Source organism: Simonsiella muelleri ATCC 29453, from assembly GCF_002951835.1.
Classification (GTDB): Bacteria; Pseudomonadota; Gammaproteobacteria; order Burkholderiales; family Neisseriaceae; genus Simonsiella; species Simonsiella muelleri.
The window spans coordinates 143,007-167,155 of record NZ_CP019448.1 but is presented as its reverse complement, the minus strand read 5'-3'; the positions used below and the strand labels follow the sequence as shown (position 1 = coordinate 167,155).

Sequence of the window (24,149 nt, the reverse complement as noted above, 5' to 3'; positions counted from 1 at the left end):
ATAAAATAAATTTTTTTGATTTGGAGAAACATGGCGTATCGCCGCCATACCCACTCCACTTCGCCTGACTTGTTGCGTTTGAAAACAAATTCACCACAGACCATAAAATTAAAATGATTAAAAATCAAAAAAATGCAGGAATAATACAAAAAAATATCGCAAATATCACTTTACAAATTTTGTATTGATTATTATAATTCAACCTTTCTTGATTAACGCAGCAAACAGAACAGCGTTAAGAACTGCACCCGTAGCTCAGTTGGATAGAGTATTTGGCTACGAACCAAAGGGTCGGGCGTTCGAATCGCTCCGGGTGCGCCACCAAGAAAAGTTTTTATCCGCGCCCATCGTCTAGCGGTTAGGACATCGCCCTTTCACGGCGGTAACCGGGGTTCGATTCCCCGTGGGCGTGCCAATTTTTAATAACCTGTTTCGTTTTGAAACAGGTTTTTTTGCATGAAAGAACAAACATGAACGCAAATGTTTATTTGGAAGAACAAGAGTACATCGCATTATGCGATTTATTAAAATTAGCAGGTTTAGTGGAAAGTGGTGGACAAGCCAAAAATGCCATCGCATCTGGCAAAGTTCTGCGCAATGGTAAAGTAGAAATACGCAAAACCGCTAAAATTCGTGGCGGCGATGTAATTGAATTTTCAAACGTCATTTTGGAAGTGTGTGATGGCTATGACCCCGAAGATTGAAGATTTCCCCGAAACACTACTTCCCGAACCCGTCCGCCCTGAAAGTTGGGAATGCTGTGGCAGCGAGTGTGGCGATGCTTGTATCCAAAATTTGTATTATGCCGAAAAAGCCAAATACGATGCACAACAAGTCCGTTTACGTGAATTTATGCTTTCAGGCAGCCTGAAACCTTCGCAAAACAAATCAACAAAAAGCTAAAACGTGATATTTCAGATTTTTGTGATTATTTTAGGCAAATTGAAACCTTTGCAAAACTTTATAAATTTAAGTGCAATTCAAAGCAACAGCACTACATAACACACAGATAATATTTAAATATTTTCAAAAGTTAGAGAAGTACATCCCAAAGAAATACACCAAATATGGGGTTTTGCAAAGGTTTCAGGCTGCCTGAAAAAGGATTACGGCATCAACATACCGCCATTAACGTGCAGCGTTTGTCCAGTGATGTAACGCGCTTGGTCGGATGCCAAAAACAACACCGCATCAGCAATATCTTGCGCTTCACCGAATTTACCCAATGCGGTTTGCGCTTCAAAGGTTTTGCGCGTCTCTTCGGGTAAAGAACGGGTCATGTCGGTGTCAATAAATCCAGGAGCAACACAATTGACAGTAATCCCGCGCGAACCTACTTCACGTGCCAGCGATTTACTGAATCCTTGTAACGCGGCTTTAGCAGCAGCATAGTTGGTTTGCCCTGCGTTGCCCATCGTGCCGACTACCGATGTAATCGTGATGATGCGTCCAGTGCGCTGCTTCATCATGCCACGCATCACGGCTTTGCTGGCGCGGTAAACGGATTTCAAATTCACATTCATAATCTCGTCCCATTCATCATCTTTCATACGCATCAATAAGTTATCACGCGTTATGCCTGCATTGTTCACCAAAATATCCAGTTTGCCAAATTCCTTTTCAATTTCGCCAATTAAATTTTCAACACTGCCTGAATCTGCCGCATTCAAAGCACGACCGTGCCCACCCCATTGCGCCAAACATTCGCCAATCGCGGTTGCACCGCTTTGAGATGTGGCAGTACCAATAACGGTTGCACCCGCTTGTGCCAAAGTATCCGCAATCGCTGCGCCGATACCACGTGATGCACCCGTAACAAGTGCAATTTTGCCTGTGAGATTTTGTGTAGTCATCTGTATGATTTTCCTATTAATAATATTTCAGGCTGCCTGAAAAATAATTTCAAATAATTAAATAGATTGTGCTGTGATGAATTCGTCAATGGCTGTTTGCGAAACCAGTGCAGCACAAACCATTTCTTTATGAATGCGTTTTGCCAAACCTGCCAATACTTTGCCTGGTGAACATTCCGCCGCTTGCATAACACCTTCTTGCGCCAATAAATTCACGGTTTCTGTCCAACGAACGGGACGATACAATTGTTGTACCAACGCATTTTTGATTTCATCTACGGTTTGATGCGTTGCCACGTCCACATTGTGAATCACACGAATTTCAGGCTGCCTGAAAGCCACATTTTTCAAATATTCCGCCAATTCGTCCGCCGCCGATTTCATCAAGCGACAATGCGATGGCACCGATACGGGCAGCGACAAAGCACGTTTTGCGCCTGCATCTTTAGCAGCAACCATGGCACGTTCTACAGCTGCGGCGTTACCAGCGATAACAGTTTGTTCGGGCGAATTCAAATTCACGGCTTCACATACATCGCCCTGTTCGGCGGCGGCGCAAATATCACGGACTTGATGCACACCTAAACCCAAAATCGCTGCCATTGCACCTACGCCTTGTGGTACGGCAGATTGCATCAATTCCGCACGTTTGCGAACCAATTTCACTGCATCGGTAAAATTCAGGCTGCCTGAAGCCACCAAAGCCGAATATTCACCCAAACTGTGCCCAGCCAACGCCACAGGTTTGGCACCACCAGCTGCCAAATAAGCACGGTAAGTTGCCACACCCGCTGCCAACATCAATGGTTGTGTGTTCACGGTTTGAGCGATGATTTCTGTATTATCGCCGTTCATCATTGCCCACAAATCTTGTCCGAGTGCATCTGATGCTTCGCTGAAGGTATCGCGCACCACCGCCACGCCATCAAAACCACTCATCATGTTCAAACTTTGTGAACCTTGTCCTGCAAAGAAAAAAGCAAATGCCATATTTTTGATTTCCTAAAATATAATTTAAATAAAATGAATACATTTTCAGGCAGCCTGAAAATGTATTGATGAAAAATGATTACTTATGAATTTGCATAGATTTTACATTCTTGCCATTCCATTTAAAACAAATTTTGCCATAATACACGCTTTCTACTCATCAAAAAAAATTCATAAGGACACAATACAATGAAACGCGTTTTTTTATATTTGGTTACCAATTTAGCAGTTTTATTAGTGATTAGCATTATTTTGAGTATTTTGGGTCTTAACCGAACACACGGCATGGGTAGTATGTTGGCAAGCGCGGCGGTAGTGGGTTTTACAGGTTCTATTGTTTCGTTACTCTTATCAAAATACATGGCAAAACAATCAGTTGGCGCACAAGTTATCACTCAACCACAAAGCGAAGTGGAACAATGGCTGTTGGATACAGTTGCCCATCAAGCCCGACAATGGAATTTGAATATGCCTGAAGTGGCGATTTATGATTCACCTGAATTAAATGCGTTTGCGACTGGTGCGACCAAAAACAGCTCATTGATTGCGGTGAGTACAGGCTTGCTGCACGGCATGACACGCGATGAAGTGGAAGCGGTGTTGGCACACGAAATGGCACACGTTGGCAATGGCGACATGGTTACTTTGACCTTAATTCAAGGCGTGGTCAATACATTTGTGGTGTTTTTAGCGCGATTGATTGCAAGTTTGGTTTCCAGCAACAATAATAACGAAAGTAGTTCAAACAATACAGGAACTTATTTTATTGTAAACATGATTTTGCAAATGTTGTTTGGTTTTCTGGCGAGTATTGTGGTGTATTATTTTAGCCGCCAACGCGAATACCGCGCCGATGCAGGTGCAGCAAAATTAGTGGGTGCGCCGAAGATGATTGCGGCATTGCAGCGTTTGAAAGGTCATGGCAGTATGTTACCAGCCGACATGAGCGCGATGGGCATTGCCAGCGAAGAAAAAGATTCACTGATGAGTACTCACCCAAGTTTAGATAATCGCATTGCGCGTTTACAACGTTTATAATATTTTCAGGCTGCCTGAAATATGGTTTTCTTTAAATGGGAGAACATGGCGTATCGCCGCCATACCCACTCTGAATTGCCCCACGATGGTTGGCAAAATTGACATAGTTCAGGCAGCCTGAAAACCCAATTATCATCAAAAAATTAAGAACACCATGATGTCTGATTTCACTGAAATAACCCAATTTATTCAAACCGCATCTTCTGCTGAAGTACGCGAAACGTTGGACTTTCTGCTCAACGAATGCACACTTGACCAAACCCCTAACGCCGAAACTGTACGTCAATGGCTGCAAATTTTACAACAACGTGGTGGCAAGTTTGAAAAAATGACCATGTTATGCACCGAATTTTTACAGGACACCGAACAATGAAATTTATGAAAAATAAATGGTTTATTTTTGCATTAATGTGGTTTGGGCTGATTACGTATGGATTGCTGCGAGAATCATCGCCTGATGGTGTGTCATTGTTTCCATATTTTGACAAAGTGGCGCATTTTTTGTTGTTTTTTTGTCAAACTTGGTTGTTGGCACGGGCTTTTTTGGCGGCAAAAATGCGTGTACCGTATATGAGTTTATGGGTAGTGATGCTGATATTGGCATTCGGAACGGAATGCGCTCAAGCCACCTTAACTACCACGCGTGATGCAGACTTTTGGGACGGCGTAGCGGATATGTTTGGCGCGAGCATTGCTTTATTATTTGCACAAAAAGCATCTGAAATTTTTACTAGACAATCTGACGAAAAAAAGGCATGATTAGCGTTGTTTGGTTTATTTTCTCACTCTTTTATTTCTACATACGAGGTTATAACACTATGTCACAATCTAAAATGACCATCACTGGTTTGAGTAATAAAGCCGATGCAGATAAAGTAGCTGAAAACACAGCATCTGTTGTAGGTGTGAAATTTGTAAACGTAAACTATGAACAGGGTTTTGCTATTATCACACACGGCGATGATTTTGATGCAGAAGCTTTCAAAGCAGCGGTGAATAACTTGGGTTTCACTGCAGCCTAATTCACAAAAAATAATAACATCGGGCAACCTAAAAGAATTTATCTTTTTTCAGGCTGCCTGATTTTTTGTTTCTGATGCAATTTGGTGTCTAATATGTAAGAACCTATTTTCATAATCTTAGTCGCCTTGTATTCGCAAAAATTGTCAATAAAATTAAATCATCAATCTTACGAACACAGGTTCTAAGTACATAAAGAAACCGATAACACGGTAGTATTTTTAATTTTAAGCGACTACAATATTTAAATTATGCCCAACAAATTTAACTATCACCCTGAAATTGATGGATTAAGAGCCATTGCTGTGCTTTCAGTAATGATTTTTCACACACAAGCCAATTGGTTACCAAGTGGTTTTTTAGGTGTGGATATTTTTTTTGTGATTTCGGGCTATTTGATTACGGGAATCATGTTCCATGACATGCAGACAGGCGCATTTTCATTGGTTCATTTTTACAAAAAACGTGCCAAACGAATTCTGCCTATTTTTCTGATTGTGTTGATGGCAACGTTGTTTGTATTCCATTATTTTTCTATTCCGCAAGACACGACTCAATTATTCCAATCAGCAGTTTATTCACTATTTTTCAGCGCCAATTTGTATTTTGCGCAGCAAAGTGGCTACTTTGATGGCGCATCTATGGATAAGCCTTTGCAACATATTTGGTCATTGTCATTAGAAGAACAATTTTATTTTGTTTTCCCAATCATTTTACTAACTTTATATAAGTTATTTCATGGCAAAGCATTGCCTATTCAAATGTCTATTTTCACCTTAATTATATTAAGTTTATTCACGCATTTTGATTTATGGGGATTCAAACTTGAATTTATTTTTCAATTTTATTATTATTATGTTATGTAATATTTAGAAAAAAAATTTATCCATTTCGTTTTATTCTTTTCGTCTTCATATCATTGTGGATATTTTCATGGATTGATTCACTAGAAACTTCACGTTACCAAAGCTATTTTTTACCACACATTCGTGCTTACGAACTATTAATTGGTTCATTATATGCTTTTAAAACAAAACCACAGTCTGCACCACTCAACAAAGTGTCTTGGTCAATTCTATTATTAATTTTATTCATTTTATTTATCCCACAACATATTTGGACGCAATATACGGCGGATCAAGATAATTATATTCCACGTTTGATTTTGTGTTCATTAGTGGGTTGGGTTTTGTATTCAGGCAGCCTGAAAAATATTTTGTCTGCCGATATTTTAGTTAAAATAGGCTTATGGTCATATTCGCTTTATTTGTGGCACTGGGTTATTTTGGCTGGATTTCGTTATGTATTTGTACAAAATGATTTACCGCTTATCGCCATTTTATTGGCAGCGGTCATGACCTTTCTTTTTTCTTACTTATCATATGAACATATAGAAAAACCTGCTAGAAAAGCATCATTATCACATCATCAATTTGTATATGGTATGACGGCTTATTTTTTAGGTGCAAGCTGTTTTGCCATGATAACGATGCATCATAAAGATCTTATTGATGATGTACAAAATAAACGATTATTTGGCTGGCATCAAAATATCTGCGATAGTGGATTACAATCAAATACCCAATGTCTTCAAGGAAATATACAAAATAAAAAAATTTTGCCAACAATTTTAGCTGTAGGTGATTCGCATAATTCGCAATATAATCAATTTTATCATCTGGTTGGAAAACATGAAAATTGGGTAGCTTATGTAGAATCCGGTCAAGCCTGCTCTATTTTGCTGCCAGAAGTTTATTTTGTACATCATGAAGCTGAAGGACAAAATCAAGAATTTTGTCGCCAATTTCGCAAACGATTTGCAGATAAATTGATTCATCAATATCCAACGGTTATTTTGACGCAACGTTGGTCGCAAAGATTAGAAGAACCTGATTATGAAAAAAATTTCAATAAATTACTACAATTTATTCTACAAAATGGTAATACAATATATGTATTGCGTGATAATCCTAATACAGGATTTGAAAACAAAAATGCTCTACAACGCATTGAATTTTTAAAAAGTAAAGGCATCACATTGGCAAAACCCAATCAAAATTTAATCATCGCAACCGAACAAGCCAATGAGCGCATTAGAAAAATAGTACAAAAGTATCCACAAATTCATTGGGTAGATTTAGATTTCCCAAGATACATACCCAACAATTACTTATATAATCAAATGCCTATGTATTATGATGATGACCACTTCAATCCATATGGTATTGGCATTTTTTCTCAAAAATTTATTGAATCAGGCGCAAAATTGATTCAATAATCATGAAAAAAGGCAGCCTGAAAGAATTTATCTTTAGAACCTGTATTCCAGCTGCCTAATCCATTATTCAATTAAATCAAAGACTGAAATCGCTTCTACGTGCGCCGTGTGCGGAAACAAATTCATCACACCAACCGCCCGAAAACGGTACCCCTTGTCCACCAATACCGCCGCATCTCGCGCAAAAGTCGCAGGATTACACGACACATACACAATCCGTTTGGGCAAATATGGACGCTGCAAGGCTTGCACCACCGCATACGCCCCAGCACGCGGCGGATCCAGCAACATCTTATCAAAATATCCCAAACTTTCAATAAATTGCTCTGTAACATCAAACAGATTAGCCGTGCGAAACTGGACGTTGTGTAAGCCATTTTCACGCGCATTATTGGCAGCGCGTTCGGTGAGAAAATCCGCACCTTCCACACCCAAAACCATCGCGCCACTTCGCGCAATCGGTAACGTAAAATTTCCCAAGCCACAAAATAAATCAACAATTTTTTCATAAGCTTGCGGTTGTAACAAACGCATAGCACGCGAAACCATCGCTTCATTCATCGGTAAATTAATTTGTGTGAAATCGCCTACGCGAAACGGCATATTCAGTTGAAATTCAGGCAACGTGTAATTCAATTCAGGTGCATTTTTTGGAGAAACAACTTGCGCTGGAAAATTACCAAACTGTTGCCAAATTTGCCAATTTATGCCACTGATTTCTTTCAGGCTGCCTAAAAATGATGCTAATTGATTTTCTGGTAATTTTTTATTGCTGATAATATTTAATGCAGTAATCTGTTCACCAACCGAAATTTCCACGCCTTTTAATTGAATTTTGGGCGCAATTTGATGCAATTGCTGCAAATTAGCGCGAATAGTTTTCAGGCTGCCTGAAATGTGGTCGGGCAACACAGGACATTGCGAAATAGACACAATCCGTCGACTGCGTTTCGCTTGATATCCAATATGGACAACATCTTGTTTATCTATAAAAATTCCTAAACGTGTGCGACTGCGATAACCCCATTCAGCACCATAAATTGGGGGCAAAATTTGTTCAGGGAATACTTTACCGATGCGTTGTAATTGTTCTTCAAAAACACGCTGCTTGTAAGCTACTTGTGCTGTAAATTCAGCGTGTTGCAACACACACCCACCGCATTCACCATAATGCAGACAACGCGGTTGACGACGGTATTGGCTGGGCAACAAAATTTGATTGACATCAGCTTGTGCATATGTTTTTTTGTCTTGCGTGATGTGAATTTGCACCACTTCTTGTGGTAATGCATTGTTTACAAATATGGTTTTTCCGTCAATTCGGGTAACACCACGCGCTTCATAGTCTATGGATTGGATGATGGTTTTCATGGTTTATTTCAAAGTAAAATAAATTTTCAGGCAGCCTGAAAGGTATTTTTGTTGCAAAATACACACAATAAATAAAAAAAATGTTAATTTTCGCAGAAAAAAACAATTAACTAAGTTATCATTATTCGTTTTATTTGTTTGCGTAATCCGCAATTTTCTCTATTCTATTATTATATGGGAAGCCATTATATGCAAAAATTGACTTGGACAGCACTCACATTGGTAGCAACCTTGCCCACTTTAGCTGCCCCAACCATCACTCAATCCGCGCCGAAAAAAGCACCTGTTGCCGCCAGCAAAACCACCGAAGCCACAACACCAGCCAACAAAACCACGCGCACCACATCAACTACTACTCCCACAACAACCACCAAAAAAACCACCACAGCAAACAAAACTGCACCTGTTTTATTATCCAAAACCTTAACACCCGATGGTAAAACCCCTGTTTTGAATGTGAAAAACACGCTCGTCCCTGATGTGCAACCCGTCTCTACGGGCTATTATGTGTTGATTAATATTCCACAACAACGCTTATTCTTATTCAATAATGGCGCATTGGAAAAAGTGTACCCTGTTGCAGTCGGTAAAGCGATGACGCAAACCAATTTAGGCGAACACAAAATCGGAGGTAAAGCCTACGACCCAACTTGGCATATTCCCAAATCCATTCAAGCCGAAATGAAAACACCACAAACCAGTGTCCCTCCTGGTCCTAATAATCCGTTGGGTCCTGTGTTTGTGCGTTTAGGTAATCCTAAATTGAGTTTGGGGATTCACGGCACAAATGCACCGAACAGTGTACCAGGGGTGCGCAGTCATGGTTGCGTTCGCATGAAATCAGAACAAGCGTTAGATTTTGCGCGTACCATTACCACAGGTTCTGATGCGTTAGTTGGCTACGAAATGGCTGCCTTAAACGTGGACGGCAAAAATCAATTGTGGCTGGCTGCATATCAAGACCCATACAACAAAAAAAACCTTAACATCGAAATGTTGAAAAAAAGCATTAAAGCATGGGCAAAAGAAAATAACGTCAATGTTTCCGATGCGTTAGTCAACCAAACTTTGAAAGCGAAAAAAGGAACACCTGTTTGTCTGACTTGTAAAGGCAAAGGCACAATTCAAGGTAATTTGATGTCTTTGGCATGGAATAGCGGCTCTGCATCTTTGACCACGCCAAAAGGCATGAACACCGCATTACCACCTGTTCAAGATGATACCATTGAAAGTGGTGAAATTGAGATAGATGCTGGTGATGATGTACCTGTAACCAAAACACCTACCAAAACCAAAACCGTTGCACCAAGCAAAACCACAAAAAACACCAAAAATGCGGTAAACGAAGAAGAAGGCACACCATTGCTGCCTGAACCTGCTTCCGTTACTGCCCCCAGCAAATCCAAAACCAGTAAGCCCGCACCTACCAAAACCGAGCCTGTTAAAGTCGCGCCAGCTAAAGCTGCATCAAACAAAAAAAATATTGAAGTAAAATCCACTTCTGTATTTGATGATGACACCGTAGGTGAGCATCCTTTATTGCCTGTGCAACCTATGGATTTGAAACCAACCACAAAATCTAAGTAATCAATTGACATAAAAAATCCAGTTGCGTCATTTTAAAAACCTGATATTCATAGCCAACGTGAAATAGATTTTTGTCCCAGTTGGTGCGAATGTAAGGCAAATTTCATGCTAATTCCCATCGTGAAATTCAACGCAGCAAGCGTGCTAAATGGAACAAAAAGACATCGCGCTTGGCTGTGAATACAGGTTCTAAGATTTTTAAATGACGTAACTGGATTTTATTGATTTTCAGGCTGCCTGAAAAATATCCCCAAAACCAAAAGAGAGTGCGGTTCAAAGCGCAAGTATTAAGGGAATAACAGATGACCATCGCTTATATTGATTTAGAAACCGATTCCAATAATCAGAAAATCCGAGACATCGGTGCCATTTGTGGCGAAAAAGAATTACACACACACCAAATTTCGGAGTTGATTTCAAGCATTCAGGCAGCCGATTTCATTTGCGGACACAATTTTTTGCATCACGATTTTCCGCATCTTCGCGCAGAGCTGGCACAAATTCATAAAACCGAAAAGGACATCATTGACACCTTGATGCTGTCGCCATTGCTTTTTCCTGCACGCCCGTATCACGCATTGGACAAGGATTATAAACAGGCATTTGAAGAATCCAATAATAATCCGCTGTTGGACTGCCGCATCACCGCCCAACTGTTAAAAAGCGAGATAAACGCATTTTTCAGGCTGCCTGAAAATTTGCAGACGATTTTTTATTATTTGCTCAAAGATTGCGATGGTTTTTCGGCATTTTTTCGGGCGATGGGTTTTCAGGCAGCCGAAAACGAAATTTTGGCGGTGGTCGTTCGTCTAATTTTCCAAACATTTCAAAAACATATTTGTAAAAATTCGCCTGTACGCGATTGGGCAAAACGCTCTCCTGTGGCGTTGGCCTATGCACTAAGTCTCATTCATTGTAATAATCGTTATTCCATTACCCCAGCGTGGCTAATCCAACAGTATTATCCCGAAATCAACACAATTTTAACGCAACTACGCGGTACGCCGTGCGAGACGGGATGCGAATATTGTCAACAACATCTTGATACAAAAAAATATTTGCGAAAATATTTTGGCTACGAAAATTTCCGTCAATACGACAACAAACCACTTCAAGCGCAAGCGGCACAAGCCGCCGTTTCACAACAATCATTGTTAGCGGTTTTTCCAACTGGTGGCGGTAAATCGGTAACGTTTCAAGTTCCTGCGTTAATGGCAGGAGAACGCCAAAAAGCCTTGACGGTCGTCATTTCGCCCTTGCAATCGCTGATGAAAGACCAAGTGGACAATTTGGAACAACGTGGCATCACCGAAGCGGTTACGATTAACGGCTCGCTTGATCCGATTGAACGCCAAAAAGCAATGGAACGCGTGTCGGATGGTTCGGCAAGTTTGCTGTACATTTCGCCTGAAAGCCTGCGTTCCAATACGATTGAACGGTTGCTGCATGGTCGCAATATTGCCCGATTTGTGATTGATGAAGCGCACTGTTTTTCGGCGTGGGGGCAAGATTTTCGCGTGGATTATTTGTATATTGCAGAAAGCATTCGCCAATTACAAAAATTACAAAAAAATCGCGTCATTCCTATTTCGTGTTTCACGGCAACCGCAAAACCACAAGTTATTGAAGATATTAAAAATTATTTCCAACGTGAATTGAATTTGGATTTGCAGGTTTTTCAGGCAGCTGTGGCGCGTAAAAATTTATCTTACCAAGTTCTCCCACAAAAAAATGATGACGAACGCTATCAATCCTTGCGCCGACTAATTGATGAATACCGTTGCCCGACCATTGTTTACGTTTCACACACGCGCAAAACCGAAGACATCGCCGAGCAACTGCGTCAAGACGGATTTGCGGCGTTGGCGTATCACGGCAAAATGCCCAAAGAAACAAGAATTGACCACCAAAATCAATTTATGATGGGCGAAGTCAATGTGATGGTTGCTACGTCCGCATTTGGAATGGGCGTAGACAAAAAAGACGTGGGGCTAGTCGTACATTATGAGATTTCGGATTCATTGGAAAATTATGTGCAAGAAGCAGGACGTGCGGGGCGAGATGAACAGATTCAGGCAGCCTGTTTTGTGCTGTTTCAGCCTGACGATTTAGACAAACATTTCACTTTACTCAATCAAACCAAAATCGGACAAAAAGAAATCGGACAGATTTGGAAAGCCTTAAAAGATTTGTTCGGTAAACGCACCGACATCGCCGAATCGCCACTCAATATCGCGCGACAAGCTGGTTGGAGCGATGAACGCGAAGACGAAATAGAAACGCGTGTGAAAACCGCGATTGCAGCGTTGGAACAAGTCGGTTACATCAAACGTGGCAAAAATATGCCACGCGTGTACGCCAATAGCATTTTGTCCGCCAATGCTGCCGAAGCAATTGACAAAATTAACCAATCCACGCGCATTCACCCCGACCAAAAAAATAATGCTATTCGCATCATCAAAAAATTGTTTTCGCAGCGCAGCCAAAATCGCGCCACCGAAGAAACCGCTGAATCGCGTGTGGATTATATTGCAGACGTGTTGGGTTTAAAAACGGAAACAGTCGTCAAAATCGTTTCATGGCTACGTGAAGAACAAATTTTAGCCGACCAACAAGATTTACGCGCCTACGTTCGCCCCAACGCCAGTGCTTACAATATTAATCAACAACTTAATAAAATCAATCAATTAGAAAAATTTTTATTAGACAAATTGCAAGCCAATGACGGTTTTTTGATTGGCACATTAAAATCACTCAATCAGGAATGCTCGGAACATTCAGGCAGCCTGAAAGACGTTAATCCCAAAATCATCAAATCGTTACTGCATTTTTGGCGCATCAAAAATTGGCTGACACGAACCGAACCTGCTCACGATGAAATTTCGCTGACGCTCAAACAATCCGCCCACGAATTGCGTGATTGGATTGCGCGTAAACACCAGCTCGCGCAATGGTTAATGGGACATTTGCATCAACTGGCACAGCAACAAGCCGCGCTCAATACCGCGCCGTCTTCGTCTGATTTTGTCTATGTAGAATTTTCCATTGGCGAACTCAAACAGGCGTTTTTAGACGACAGCACTTTAGAAGAATGGGAAGACGTACTCTTTTTCCTATTGCGTATGGATTTACTCAAAATTGAAGGCGGTTTTTTGGTTGTTTATCAACGACTTTCACTCAAACGCCTAATGTTGGACAATCGCAAACTGTACACCAAAGACGATTATCGCCAACTCGCCCAATATTACGAAACACGTAAACAACAAATCCACATTGTCGGCAAATACGCCAAAATGATGACCGAAGACGTTCAGGCAGCCTTAAAACTCGTAACCGATTATTTTAGTTTGGATTATCGTCAATTTTTACGCCAATATTTCCCTGCTAACGAAGCCGATATACTCAAACTGAATATGACCAATGAGCGTTTTCAAAAATGGTTTGGGAATTTATCGCCAACCCAGTTGCAAATTATTCAAGATGATAATAGCAAGCATATTGTCGTATTCGCTGCCCCTGGTAGTGGCAAAACGCGTGTACTCGTCCACAAACTCGCGTCTTTGTATCAACTGGAAGACGTGAAACATGAACAATTGTTGATGCTAACATTTTCACGCGCTGCCGCCTACGAATTTAAATCGCGATTATTTAAGTTGATGGGCAACGCGGCGGCGTATGTAGAAATTAAAACTTTCCATTCCTATTGTTTTGATTTATTGGGACGTGTAGGCGATTTAAAGCAATCGGACGATATCATTGAACAAGCGGTTGCCAAAATTCGTTCAGGTGAAGTGGAAAACAACCGCATCGCCAAACTCGTTCTCGTGTTGGACGAAGCGCAAGACATTAACGCCATTCAATTTGAACTCATCAAAACATTAATGGCGCAAAACGAAGAAATGCGCGTGATTGCAGTCGGTGATGACGACCAAACGATTTACAGTTTTGCAGGTGCAACGCCAAAATATATGCAAACATTGCTGACCGAGTTTGGGGCAACTACATACGAATTACTGGAAAATTACCGTAGCAAACGCAATATCGTGCAATTTTGCAATCGTTTTGCTGATTTATTGACTGAACGCCTTAAAAATCATCCTGTCATTGCTGTACAACCTGAAGCAGGTGAAGTGCGTTATGTAGCGTTTTCAGGTGGCATTTTACCGAATTTGTTGGCAAAAATTCAGGCAGCCTACAAAACAGGGCAATCGGTTGCGTTGCTAACACAAACCAACGAAGAAGCCATTTGGCTATCAGGGCAACTGCGTCAAGCATTTATTCCGTGTAAACTTGTGCAAAGCAATGATGGATTCTTGGTACGTAACTTATTGGAGGTGGCTGTTTTTGAAAATTTTTTGAATTTGCAAAACGAACAAAACATCATCAGTCAAAATGCATGGGATACCGCGCGTACAAAAGCATTGAACCATTTTCAAAACAGCAGTCATTTGCCATTACTCATCAATTTATTGGATTATTTCATGCAGCTTTATCCCGAACAAAAATACATTTCCGATTGGGTGGCATTCACGCATGAATCACGTTTGGAAGATTTTTATTGTATTGAGAAACAACAAGTTTTTGTATCCACAATTCACAAAGCCAAAGGACGTGAATACGACCATGTCTTCGTTTACCTGAATGCGCCCCAAATCGCCACAGACGAAGAAAAACGCGTCTTATATGTGGCATTTTCACGTGCCAAATCGGCATTAACCGTGTTTTCCAATGCTGAAAAACTGCGCCAAATGTGTATCGGCGAAAACGTGATAGAAGAACGTTATCACGGCAATCCGCAAGAAGACAACCGTGAATTAGCATTGTATTTGGGGCTTGATGACGTGTATTTAGATAACTTCCTAGAATGTAAAGAGGTCATTCGTACTTTTTATTCAGGGCAGAAAATAGATGCTAATCAGTTTGGTTTTTTTGTGGGTACGGACGGTGTATATGTGCGATATTCAAGAAAGTTTTCAGCAAAATTAGCCTCGCATTTACGGAAAGGCTATCGTGTGGTCGGCGCATCAATCAATTTTATTGTGCGCTGGACAAAGAAAGAAACAGGTGAGCAATGTCGGATTGTGTTGCCGATTGTGTATTTAGAACGATAAAAATGGTTTTCAGGCAGCCTGAAAGCTTTGCAAAACCCTAGATTTCAGTGCAATTCAAAGCGATAGCATCGCATAACACACAGATAATATTAAAAGTATTTTCAAATATTAGAGAAGCGCATCGCAAAGAAATCCACTAAAGATAGGGCGTTGCAAAGATTTCCACAAACAATGATTTCTGCGTTCAAAATCTGTTTCGCGCCTGAATTGTCAATTACCCCCATTAATATATAATGATGTTTTTTGATTTTCATTCACGGAGCAACTCATATGGCAACCGAACTAAGCACTTTGATGCACAACCAATTAGGCGAACCGCTCGCCCATTTTCTTTCCACACAAGGCGAAAATTTAGCCGCCAGTGAACGCGCGGTTACGGTGGCATTACCAACCATTGTTTTGACCATACTCAAATATGTGAATGGCAATCGCGACCAAGCCATCGCATTGTATAATCAAGTGATGGGCAGTAACCCACAACCCTACCATGACTTAATCACACAATTAAACAAAATCCCATTCAACAAAATTACCGAAATAGGCAAACCTTTGGTTACGCAATTATTGGGCAGCAACGCCCAACCTACCGCCGCACAAATCGCTCATTCAAGTGGCGTATCCAATAGTGGCGCGTATCAGTTGCTGAATGTGGCGTTACCATTGGTGCTGTCGCTGTTGCGCTCACGTGGTTGGACGGCGCAAGAATTTTATACCATTTTGGGCTCACAATCCTGCTGGCTGAATAAAACATTGTCTGCTAATTTATTGTCTTTATTGGATATTGGCAGTTCAGGCAGCCTGTGTGCCAGTGTATTGGGCTTAGCAAGTGGTTTAACGGGCATCACAGGCGCACCTGTGTCCGTTGCAGCCGAGTCAAGTGGTTGGACAAAATTATTGGCATTTTTGTTGTTAGGCGGGGTGAGTGTGTTTGGTTTACGCACTTGCATGAATCAGGAAACCTCACCCATCGCACCACAACCCATCGTTCAAAATCACTTAGTAGAACAACAAGCGAGCATTGAATCAAATGACGTATCCGCCGCTGCCAGCACTGCTATTGGTTTGCATAATGCGTTGGCTGCCAGCGAACCCGTTGCCGCGAGTGAACCCGAAATCATCAGTGAACCCGTCGCCACAAGTGAACCTGGAATCATCAGCGAGCCTATTGCGACAAGCGAGCCTATGGTTGTCAGCGACAGCACAGACACCAGCGCACCGCCAGCCAATGAAAGCCGTGTTATTGCAGAAAATAGCATGATTAAATTTTATTTTGCGGTTGGCATGAGTCGCATCGCCAAAAATGCCAATGCTATCGCCAAAGAAACCATCGTTGCAGGCAAATCAGGCAAAAAACTCATCATCAGTGGCTATACCGACAGCACTGGCAACGCCAAAAACAATGAATTATTGTCCAAAAAACGTGCCGAAGCCGTCAAAGCATTCTTTATTAAACATGGTGTATCCGCGAAAAATATTGAATTGCGCAGACCCGAGAGTACAATCGGCGCACAAGGCAAAAACCAAGAAGGTCGCCGTGTAGAAGTACAAATTACAGATTAATGAATCAATGACACAGTATTTTAAATTCAATCTTATTTTAGGAGCATTTCCATGCAATTTAGCACCTCAACGAGTACCACAAAAAACTCACAATTATTTGTTTGTACAGAAAAAAATCAATTAACTGATGAAAATGCACAATTGGTTTTTGCCACATTGGGCGACAAAGACAGTTTCGCCAGTGCCAATATTCCCGTTTCAGGCTGCCTGAAAAATATCGCGGTGCTGCGTTTTGCCGATTTGAAAACCGAAACGTTGCAAAAAGCCGCCAAAGATGCCGCCGCTTGGTTGGCAAAACAAGAAAATGCGTCGGTGGATCTGAATCCATTTTGCGAAGTGGATTCGCCACGCGTAACCGAGATTTTAGTGGCGGCGGTTGGTGAGTCGGTCTATCGTTTTGATTATTATAAAAAAGAACCTAATCCAGCTAAATTACAACAATTGGAATTCGTTCATACCAAACACAGCAACGAAATTCAGGCTGCCTTAAATCAGGCACAAGCGTTGTTGTACGGTGTGAATTTGTGTAAAGATTTAGGCAACACAGGCTCTAATATTTGCACGCCAACTTATTTAGCCGAAACCGCCGCCAAAGAAGCTCAACAACTTGGTGCAGAAGCAAAAATTTTGGGTGCGGATTATATTCGTGAAAATATGCCATCTTTTTGGGGAGTCGCAAAAGGCAGCCTGAATGAACCAAAATTATTGGAATTGAAATATTTTGGTGCAGCGGATAAATCGGCTGAACCCATTGTTTTGGTTGGTAAAGGTTTGACATTTGATAGCGGCGGCATTTCATTGAAACCAGGTGAAGGCATGGACGAGATGAAATACGATATGTGTGGCGCAGCGACTGTGATTGGTACATTTATTGCGGCAGTCAAAGCCAAATTGCCCATTAATTTGGCGGTAGTGGTCGCAACTTGCGAGAATATGCCCGATGCAGGTGCGTCTAAACCAGGTGATGTCGTGAAAGCGATGAACGGCACAACAATTGAAAATTTGAACACAGACGCGGAAGGACGTTTGGTTTTGTGTGATGCGCTGACTTATGTGGAACGAAATTTCAAACCCAAAGCCGTGATTGACGTGGCAACGCTAACAGGTGCGTGCATTATTGCGTTGGGTCATGTAGCGAGCGGTTTGATGTCCAATAATCAAGATTTGGCGGACGCGTTGTTACAAGCATCGCGCGATTGCAATGATAAGGCATGGCAATTGCCTTTATTCCCCGAATACAAAGAACAGCTGAAATCCAATTTTGCGGATATGCAAAACATCGGTGGTCGTCCTGCTGGCACGATTACAGCGGCAACTTTCTTGGCGCATTTTGCGGAAAATTACACTTGGGCGCATTTGGACATTGCTGGCACGGCGTGGAAATCGGGAGCAGCCAAAGGCGCGACAGGACGTCCGATTCCGTTATTGGTGCAATATTTGCGTAACCAAAGCAAATAATGGTTTTCAGGCTGCCTGAAAAAACCTGTATGCCAATTCATCAATCAATTGGTATACAGGTTTTCTGATTATTGCCCTGCTTTCAAATTTTGCCACAAACGGGTCTGCAATTTAACCACTGCTGGCGATTTAGGCAGTACCACAAAACTGTTGGCTTTCACTTCTTCGCTTGGAAAAATGGACGCATCTTGTGAAAATTCGGGTTTCATCAATTCACGCGCTTGCGTGGCAGCTGGCGCATAGGTAACGAAATCGCCATTTTGTGCCGCCACTTTTGGCTCTAATGTGTAGTTGATGTATTTGTGGGCATTGGCGACATTTTTCGCATCTTTTGGAATCATAAATGAATCAATCCAAATACCAACACCTGTTTTTGGTGTCAACACATCAATATTCACTTGATTGCCAGCTTCTTTGGCACGGCGTTTGGCGATATTCAAATCACCACCGTAACCAATAGACACACATAAATCACCTTTTGCCAAATTGTCAATGTAACCCGAAGACGTGTAACGTTTCACATCATGATGCACGGTTTTGAGTAAATCAAAAGCTGCCTGAATATCGGCTTCATTTTCGCTATTTGGATTTTTACCCAAGTATTTCAAAACCAAAGGAATTTGTTCGGTTGGGCTATCAAAAAAGCTGATACCACATGATTTTAATTTATTGGTGTATTCGGGTTTGAACACCAAATCCCATGTATTTTCAGGCAGCTTATCTGTGCCTAAAGCTTTGACAACCATGTCTTTATTGATAGCTAACGTATTGATTCCCCAAAAATAAGGCACGGCGTATTGATTACCCATATCCACTTGCGCCATCAATTTAAGCAATTCAGGGTCAATATTTTGATAATTGGGAATTTGGTTTTTATCAATGGTTTGATACGCACCTGCTTTGATTTGTCGTCCGACATTGGCAATGGACGGTGCAACCAAATCGTAACCTGATTTACCTGTTAATAATTTTGCCTCTAGCATTTCATTACTATCATAATAGGCTTCGGTTACTTTGATTTTATGTTGTTCACCAAATGTTTTCACCGTAGCAGGAGCCACATAATCCGACCAATTATAAATATTTAATTCATTGGTGGCAGGTGTGGAAGTGGCGATGCCTGACGCGCTTTTGTCTGCTTTATGATTTGAACCTCCGCAAGCCGCTAAAAATACAGCCGTAACGGCGGAAACCAACAGTGTTTTTGTGTTCATTTATTTTCCTTTATCAAAGGGAAAGGGTTCAAAAAAGAGTATGCCGTTCGGAAAAATACCTAGTCCCAAACACGTTGGTCGGCAGGCGTGATTAAACGAAAAAATACGTTGGCTGGCAAGTAAAAAATAGAGACAATGGATAATTTGATTTTGAGACAAAAAAAGCAGGCAACCTCAAAAGGCTGCCTGAAATACCTCAAATCAGAGATTTTACGCTTCACAAACAATGCAGATGTTACCATCTACATCTTTACCGAGCTGTTGAAAGGAGGAAAAACAGCCCAGTAAAGCCAGTTATTGAAATAGATTTCCCTCTATTTCAATAAATTAATCTTGTAATTTAATGTAATTAAATTGTACATTATTTATTTATTTTGACAATACACCTATTTCAATAAACCATATTATGCTAAGATTTTAAAAAATTAAATCAAATTAAATTAAATTGAAATCAAGTAAAGCAAAATAATTTTAATAAAAATAAAATTTAACAAAAATGAAACCCAATGTAATTTACTAAAAATCCCATTTACGCATAAAATCCACCTTTTAATTTATTGGTTATTATCATGAACAAAGCCACTCGCCAAGAAATGTTTGAACGCCTACGCACCGCCAACCCCCACCCTACCACCGAATTGAATTATTCTAGCCCATTCGAGTTGTTAATTGCCGTGTTGCTGTCGGCGCAAGCAACCGATGTCGGTGTCAACAAAGCCACCGCCAAATTATTTGCTGTTGCCAACACACCGCAAACCATGCTGGATTTGGGTTTGGAAGGTGTGATGCAATACACACGCAGCATTGGTTTATATCGCACAAAATCTAAACACATCATAGAAACTTGCCAAGCACTCATCACCAAACACCACGGCGAAGTACCCCAAAATCGCGAAGATTTGGAAGCACTCGCAGGAGTCGGGCGCAAAACCGCCAATGTGGTTTTAAATACGGCTTTCAGGCAGCCTGTTATGGCTGTGGACACGCATATTTTCCGCGTTTCCAACCGCACAGGGCTGGCAAAAGGCAAAAACGTACGTGAAGTAGAAGACAAATTAATGCAAAATATCCCCAAAGAATTTTTGATGGACGCACATCACTGGCTGATTCTGCATGGGCGTTACACTTGCAAAGCACAAAAACCACAATGTGAAACGTGCATTATCAATGATTTATGCGATTACCCCATTCAAAAATAAAGAAAAAAACCATTGAATAACAAAATATTCAATGGTTTTTTAATAAGACCCCACTGGTGGCGTTTCGGCCGAGTCCGCTTGAACCTTGTACACAAGGCGGCTATCTCGGGTAACTTCGGGTGCATTCCAACAAAGGGAACGCTCGCACCTGTTACAACTCCCGACAACCTGAAGCAAACTTTATTGGTTCAAAGGAATGTATGCCTTCACGAACACCGTAGGGAAATTTAACTGGTTTTAGTTATGCTCTTCCACGCCAACCAGCGCGTCATCACACATCTGAATTAATGCGCCTATTTTACGCTCCATTTCAGAATCTGCCAAGACTTTATTTTCATTTACCAGTTTTAATAAATCATGGGTTAAATTCAAAGCCGCCATAATCACAATCTTGTCGGTTTCCATATTTCGCCCAGCACTTTGAATTGCTGTGATTTTTTGGTTCAGCAAATCCACAGCTTGTAACAATGTATCGCGCTCGGCTTCAGGCGTACCAATAGTAAATTGGCGATTCAAAATAGAAACGTTAATTTGTTCAATGCTCATACATTATCCTCCGCAACGATGCTGCCTGAAACCGTATCGCTACCACTTTCCGCCGGCAAACGGCTCAACAATTGGCGTAATTGCGTTGCATTTTGTAATAACATACTACGATATTCTTGATTTTGGCTATTTAATTTCAACATTTGCGTTTGCAAAGCGGTTTTTTCATTTTTAATTTGTTCGTTGAGTTTGCCAATTTGCTCGCCCAAACGATGCGACACATCTTCCAAAGCGGTTTGGTGTGCTAGTTTCATTTGTTCGGCTTCGTTTTGGAAACGTTGTTCCTCTTGTTCCAAATTGATTTGCAAAATTTCATTGCGGTTTAAGGCTGCCTGAAGTTGGTCCTGTAATTTTTGTGCCAACTGCTCGCCACCTTCTTCGGTTGTTTTTAGTTTTGTCAACAATTCTTGGATTTGTTCGTCTTGCGTGGAGATTTGGCTATACGCGCTTTCTAATTCTTTTTGTGCGGCTTCTTTGGCAACTTGCAATTGGTCGCGCAACGCTTGAATTTGGCGTTCAGCAGCTTCTTCACTTTCTTTCAATTTACCATTTAATGCTTGAATTTGCATTTCAGTGGCATTTTCGGTTACTTTTAATTGATTTTGCAGCGATTCAATTTTTTCTTGCCAATCTTTGCTTTGACGTTCAGCGGCTTTTTCTGCGACATACAATTTGGCTTCAAATTCTTGCGATTGTTTCTCGCTGGCATAATATTTACTTTGCCATTCTTGTTGTTGTTTCAGGGCATTGGTTTCTGCCAATGTAATTTTTTCGGTTAACAACGTGGCTTCACGCAACGCATTTTCTTCGCTTTGTGCCAATTGTTTTTCCAACACATGAATGCGGTCAGCAGCATCGGCTTGTGCGGATTTCAGTTGTTCTTTATGTTGACGCAATTGAATTTCGGCGGCGGCTTCGGCTTGCGTCAATTTCATTTGCCAATCTTGTTTTTGCTGTTCGGTTTGTTGTTGCATTTCATGAACTTGGTTTTTGAGTTCACGCAACTGCTGTTCGGCTGCCAATTTAGCTTCTTGCAATTTGGCTTGCCACTCGCGCTCTTTGGTTTCATTGGCGAGTACAAGTTCTTGTTGAATTTGTTCCAACTCTTGTTCTTTGCGCGTTAATTCTTTGTGAACAGCTTGATATTTATCGGTTAAATCTTGGCGTTTACCAGACCAAATGGTTTGCGCGGTATCAAATTTTTCCTGCCATTCTTGCTCACGCATTTGCAAATTGCCTTGCAAAAATGCAATTTGGTCACGTAAATTCACACGCTCTTTTTCCAACAATTGAATTTGTTGTTCATGCGTGGTCAATTTGCCTTCTAATTCAGCAATGAATTTTTGTGCAGCCGCGTCCCCAGGTCGTTTTTTTCTTTCAATTTCAAGTTGTTGCTGTTTTTCTTCCAACTCTTTATTGACACTGTCTAGATGATCGCGAGATTGTGCAAGTTGTTGTTGCAATTTACCTTGTTCAATTTTGCTTTGACTGATGGTTTTTATCAGTGCTTGTAATTTGCTTTCCAGTTGAGCGAGTGTTTGAGTCATGGTTATTCTCTGGGGTTATTTTCAGGCTGCCTGAAAAGGGTTGAATCAATACTAAATCATTAAAATAAATAAAATTATTTTTTCAGACTACCTTTTATTTTCACACTTCAGGCAGCCTGAAAATCATCAATCTTCAAATTTGTACAAACATGGATTATTCGTGCGTGGGTTCGCGCTGCATCAAGCGTTCTACAATATCTCGGGCGGTCAATTCATTACGAACCAATTGATACAACATCCCCGTAATAGGCATATCAATCTGATACTTAGCAGCAGCATTATGCACTTCTTCAATAGTCGGTACGCCTTCAGCAACATGTCCAATCTCCATCAGAACCTGATGCAGGGTTTTGCCTTGTGCCAAACCCAAGCCTACTTTGCGGTTGCGCGACAACGCACCCGTACACGTCAAAATCAAATCGCCCGTACCCGCTAAACCCATCATGGTTTTTTGTTGCGCACCCATCGCCACCGCCAAACGCGTGATTTCTGCCAAACCGCGCGTTACCAAAGCCGCACGCGCATTCAGACCATAGCCCAAGCCATCACATAAACCCGTGGCAATCGCCATCACGTTTTTTACTGCACCACCCACAGCCACGCCCAACACGTCATCATTAGCATACAGACGCATGACATGAGTATTCAGTTGCGCAGAAAGTTGTTTAATCCATTCAAAATTTTCTGATGCCAAACACACAGCGCATGGCATTTGGTCGGCTAATTCTTGCGCGAAACTCGGACCTGATAATACGCCAATTTGTTGGTTGTCAGGCAACACATCTTTTACCACTTGATGCGGCAACAAGCCCGTATCCAATTCAAAACCTTTACACGCAGTCAAAATAGGTAAATGTCCGTAACCAGCTTGTTTAATCAGCAAAACACTGTCGCGCAAACCCACCACAGGCGTAACCACTAACACCAGTTCGCTATTGGTTAACGCGGTGTGTAAATCATCATCAACATTCAGATTATCAGGCAGCGTGCAGCCTTGTAAATATCGGTCGTTGGTGCGACTTTGCTGCATCACTTTAGCGTGGTCAGCATTGTGCGTCCACATACGGACAGTGTGTTGATGCAAAGCAAAGTGTATGGCGAGTGCAGTACCCCACGCGCCCGCGCCTAATACGGTAATATTCATTTTATCCTCTAAATTTTGATTGATTTATTGATGATTTTAAAATCAGGCTGCCTGAAAACATTCAAGCGCAATTTTGCCAATTTTAACACAACCGCGTCATGATTCGTGATGATTTTGTCGTGAATTAAAACTGCAATCCATGCGTGATGAGTCATCTTTATTGGGCTAGCTGAATCGGCGCGGCATCGCCAACCAATGCCTTTGCCACACGACAAAATTATGGTCGTTTAAAA

20 protein-coding genes, 2 tRNA genes, 1 other RNA gene and 1 pseudogene are annotated in these 24,149 nt (G+C 41.3%); 15 read left to right on the top strand and 9 right to left on the bottom strand.

The genetic code is table 11. The features are described 5' to 3' along the window. Positions 1-244: 244 nt before the first annotated feature. The 4 genes from BWP33_RS00825 (at position 245) to BWP33_RS00810 (ending at position 903) form a co-directional block, all read left to right on the top strand. Positions 245-321: transfer RNA gene (locus BWP33_RS00825), tRNA-Arg, on the top strand. A 19-nt stretch (positions 322-340) separates the two neighbouring features. Further along, positions 341-415: transfer RNA gene (locus BWP33_RS00820), tRNA-Glu, on the top strand. Positions 416-470: 55 nt separating this feature from the next. Next, complete coding sequence (locus BWP33_RS00815; RefSeq protein ID WP_002641263.1) at positions 471-704, top strand: RNA-binding S4 domain-containing protein; 234 nt, start codon at positions 471-473, stop codon at positions 702-704. Next, the gene (locus tag BWP33_RS00810) at positions 682-903 is read left to right on the top strand and encodes a hypothetical protein (RefSeq protein ID WP_002641264.1); all 222 of its coding nucleotides are present in this window, start codon (positions 682-684) and stop codon (positions 901-903) included. Before BWP33_RS00815 ends, BWP33_RS00810 begins: the two co-directional genes overlap by 23 nt. A 203-nt stretch (positions 904-1,106) precedes the next feature. On the opposite strand, the gene fabG is transcribed toward BWP33_RS00810, so the two are convergent. Then, a complete protein-coding gene (gene fabG, locus BWP33_RS00805; RefSeq protein ID WP_002641265.1) occupies positions 1,107-1,853 on the bottom strand; it encodes a 3-oxoacyl-ACP reductase FabG in 747 nt (248 codons plus the stop codon). A gap of 57 nt (positions 1,854-1,910) precedes the next feature. Further along, entirely contained in the window at positions 1,911-2,843 is a 933-nt protein-coding gene (gene fabD / locus BWP33_RS00800) for an ACP S-malonyltransferase (RefSeq protein ID WP_002641266.1), read from the bottom strand. A 189-nt stretch (positions 2,844-3,032) separates the two neighbouring features. On the opposite strand from fabD, the gene htpX reads away from it, so the two are divergent. The 6 genes from htpX (at position 3,033) to BWP33_RS00770 (ending at position 7,179) form a co-directional block, all read left to right on the top strand. After that, a complete protein-coding gene (htpX, locus tag BWP33_RS00795; protein ID WP_002641267.1) occupies positions 3,033-3,881 on the top strand; it encodes a protease HtpX in 849 nt (282 codons plus the stop codon). A 154-nt stretch (positions 3,882-4,035) separates the two neighbouring features. Further along, positions 4,036-4,254, top strand: coding sequence for a hypothetical protein (locus tag BWP33_RS00790; RefSeq protein WP_002641268.1), 219 nt, complete (start codon positions 4,036-4,038; stop codon positions 4,252-4,254). Continuing rightward, a complete protein-coding gene (locus BWP33_RS00785; RefSeq protein WP_002641269.1) occupies positions 4,251-4,640 on the top strand; it encodes a VanZ family protein in 390 nt (129 codons plus the stop codon). Before BWP33_RS00790 ends, BWP33_RS00785 begins: the two co-directional genes overlap by 4 nt. 59 nt (positions 4,641-4,699) lie before the next feature. Beyond that, a complete protein-coding gene (locus tag BWP33_RS00780) occupies positions 4,700-4,903 on the top strand; it encodes a heavy-metal-associated domain-containing protein (protein WP_002641270.1) in 204 nt (67 codons plus the stop codon). A 249-nt stretch (positions 4,904-5,152) separates the two neighbouring features. Continuing rightward, complete coding sequence (locus BWP33_RS00775; RefSeq protein ID WP_002641271.1) at positions 5,153-5,767, top strand: acyltransferase family protein; 615 nt, start codon at positions 5,153-5,155, stop codon at positions 5,765-5,767. A gap of 53 nt (positions 5,768-5,820) precedes the next feature. Further along, positions 5,821-7,179, top strand: a complete 1,359-nt coding sequence (locus BWP33_RS00770; RefSeq protein ID WP_002641272.1) for an acyltransferase family protein — start codon at positions 5,821-5,823, stop codon at positions 7,177-7,179. A gap of 63 nt (positions 7,180-7,242) precedes the next feature. On the opposite strand, the gene rlmD is transcribed toward BWP33_RS00770, so the two are convergent. Further along, a complete protein-coding gene (gene rlmD, locus BWP33_RS00765; protein WP_002641273.1) occupies positions 7,243-8,550 on the bottom strand; it encodes a 23S rRNA (uracil(1939)-C(5))-methyltransferase RlmD in 1,308 nt (435 codons plus the stop codon). A 450-nt stretch (positions 8,551-9,000) separates the two neighbouring features. On the opposite strand from rlmD, the pseudogene BWP33_RS12780 reads away from it, so the two are divergent. From BWP33_RS12780 to BWP33_RS00745, 4 genes and pseudogenes are all read left to right on the top strand, one after another. Continuing rightward, positions 9,001-9,999 (top strand): annotated as a pseudogene (locus tag BWP33_RS12780) (L,D-transpeptidase); the annotation flags it as partial. Between the two features lie 440 nt (positions 10,000-10,439). Further along, positions 10,440-15,248: a RecQ family ATP-dependent DNA helicase gene (locus BWP33_RS00755; protein ID WP_002641275.1), complete on the top strand. Its 4,809-nt coding sequence runs from the start codon at positions 10,440-10,442 to the stop codon at positions 15,246-15,248. 270 nt (positions 15,249-15,518) lie between these two features. Then, positions 15,519-16,808 carry an OmpA family protein gene (locus BWP33_RS00750; protein ID WP_002641276.1) on the top strand — a complete coding sequence of 430 codons (1,290 nt, stop codon included), beginning with the start codon at positions 15,519-15,521 and terminating at the stop codon, positions 16,806-16,808. A 51-nt stretch (positions 16,809-16,859) separates the two neighbouring features. Further along, a complete protein-coding gene (locus BWP33_RS00745) occupies positions 16,860-18,266 on the top strand; it encodes a leucyl aminopeptidase (RefSeq protein WP_002641277.1) in 1,407 nt (468 codons plus the stop codon). A gap of 68 nt (positions 18,267-18,334) precedes the next feature. Here BWP33_RS00745 and BWP33_RS00740 read toward each other — a convergent pair whose 3' ends face one another. Beyond that, positions 18,335-19,480 (bottom strand): polyamine ABC transporter substrate-binding protein, encoded by a 1,146-nt coding sequence (locus BWP33_RS00740; protein WP_002641278.1) that lies wholly within the window; start codon positions 19,478-19,480, stop codon positions 18,335-18,337. 569 nt (positions 19,481-20,049) lie between these two features. On the opposite strand from BWP33_RS00740, the gene nth reads away from it, so the two are divergent. Beyond that, positions 20,050-20,679 carry an endonuclease III gene (gene nth, locus BWP33_RS00735; RefSeq protein WP_002641279.1) on the top strand — a complete coding sequence of 210 codons (630 nt, stop codon included), beginning with the start codon at positions 20,050-20,052 and terminating at the stop codon, positions 20,677-20,679. Between the two features lie 43 nt (positions 20,680-20,722). Here the strand turns inward: nth and ssrS are convergent. From ssrS to BWP33_RS12260, 5 genes are all read right to left on the bottom strand, one after another. Further along, positions 20,723-20,906, bottom strand: a non-coding RNA gene (ssrS, locus tag BWP33_RS00730) — 6S RNA. Between the two features lie 10 nt (positions 20,907-20,916). Beyond that, complete coding sequence (locus BWP33_RS00725) at positions 20,917-21,225, bottom strand: cell division protein ZapA (RefSeq protein ID WP_002641280.1); 309 nt, start codon at positions 21,223-21,225, stop codon at positions 20,917-20,919. Beyond that, a complete protein-coding gene (locus BWP33_RS00720; RefSeq protein ID WP_002641281.1) occupies positions 21,222-22,772 on the bottom strand; it encodes a coiled-coil domain-containing protein in 1,551 nt (516 codons plus the stop codon). Before BWP33_RS00720 ends, BWP33_RS00725 begins: the two co-directional genes overlap by 4 nt. Before the next feature lie 154 nt (positions 22,773-22,926). Beyond that, entirely contained in the window at positions 22,927-23,916 is a 990-nt protein-coding gene (locus BWP33_RS00715) for an NAD(P)H-dependent glycerol-3-phosphate dehydrogenase (RefSeq protein ID WP_002641282.1), read from the bottom strand. Positions 23,917-23,924: 8 nt separating this feature from the next. Beyond that, positions 23,925-24,071, bottom strand: a complete 147-nt coding sequence (locus BWP33_RS12260; RefSeq protein WP_155999510.1) for a hypothetical protein — start codon at positions 24,069-24,071, stop codon at positions 23,925-23,927. Between the last annotated feature and the right edge of the window lie 78 nt (positions 24,072-24,149).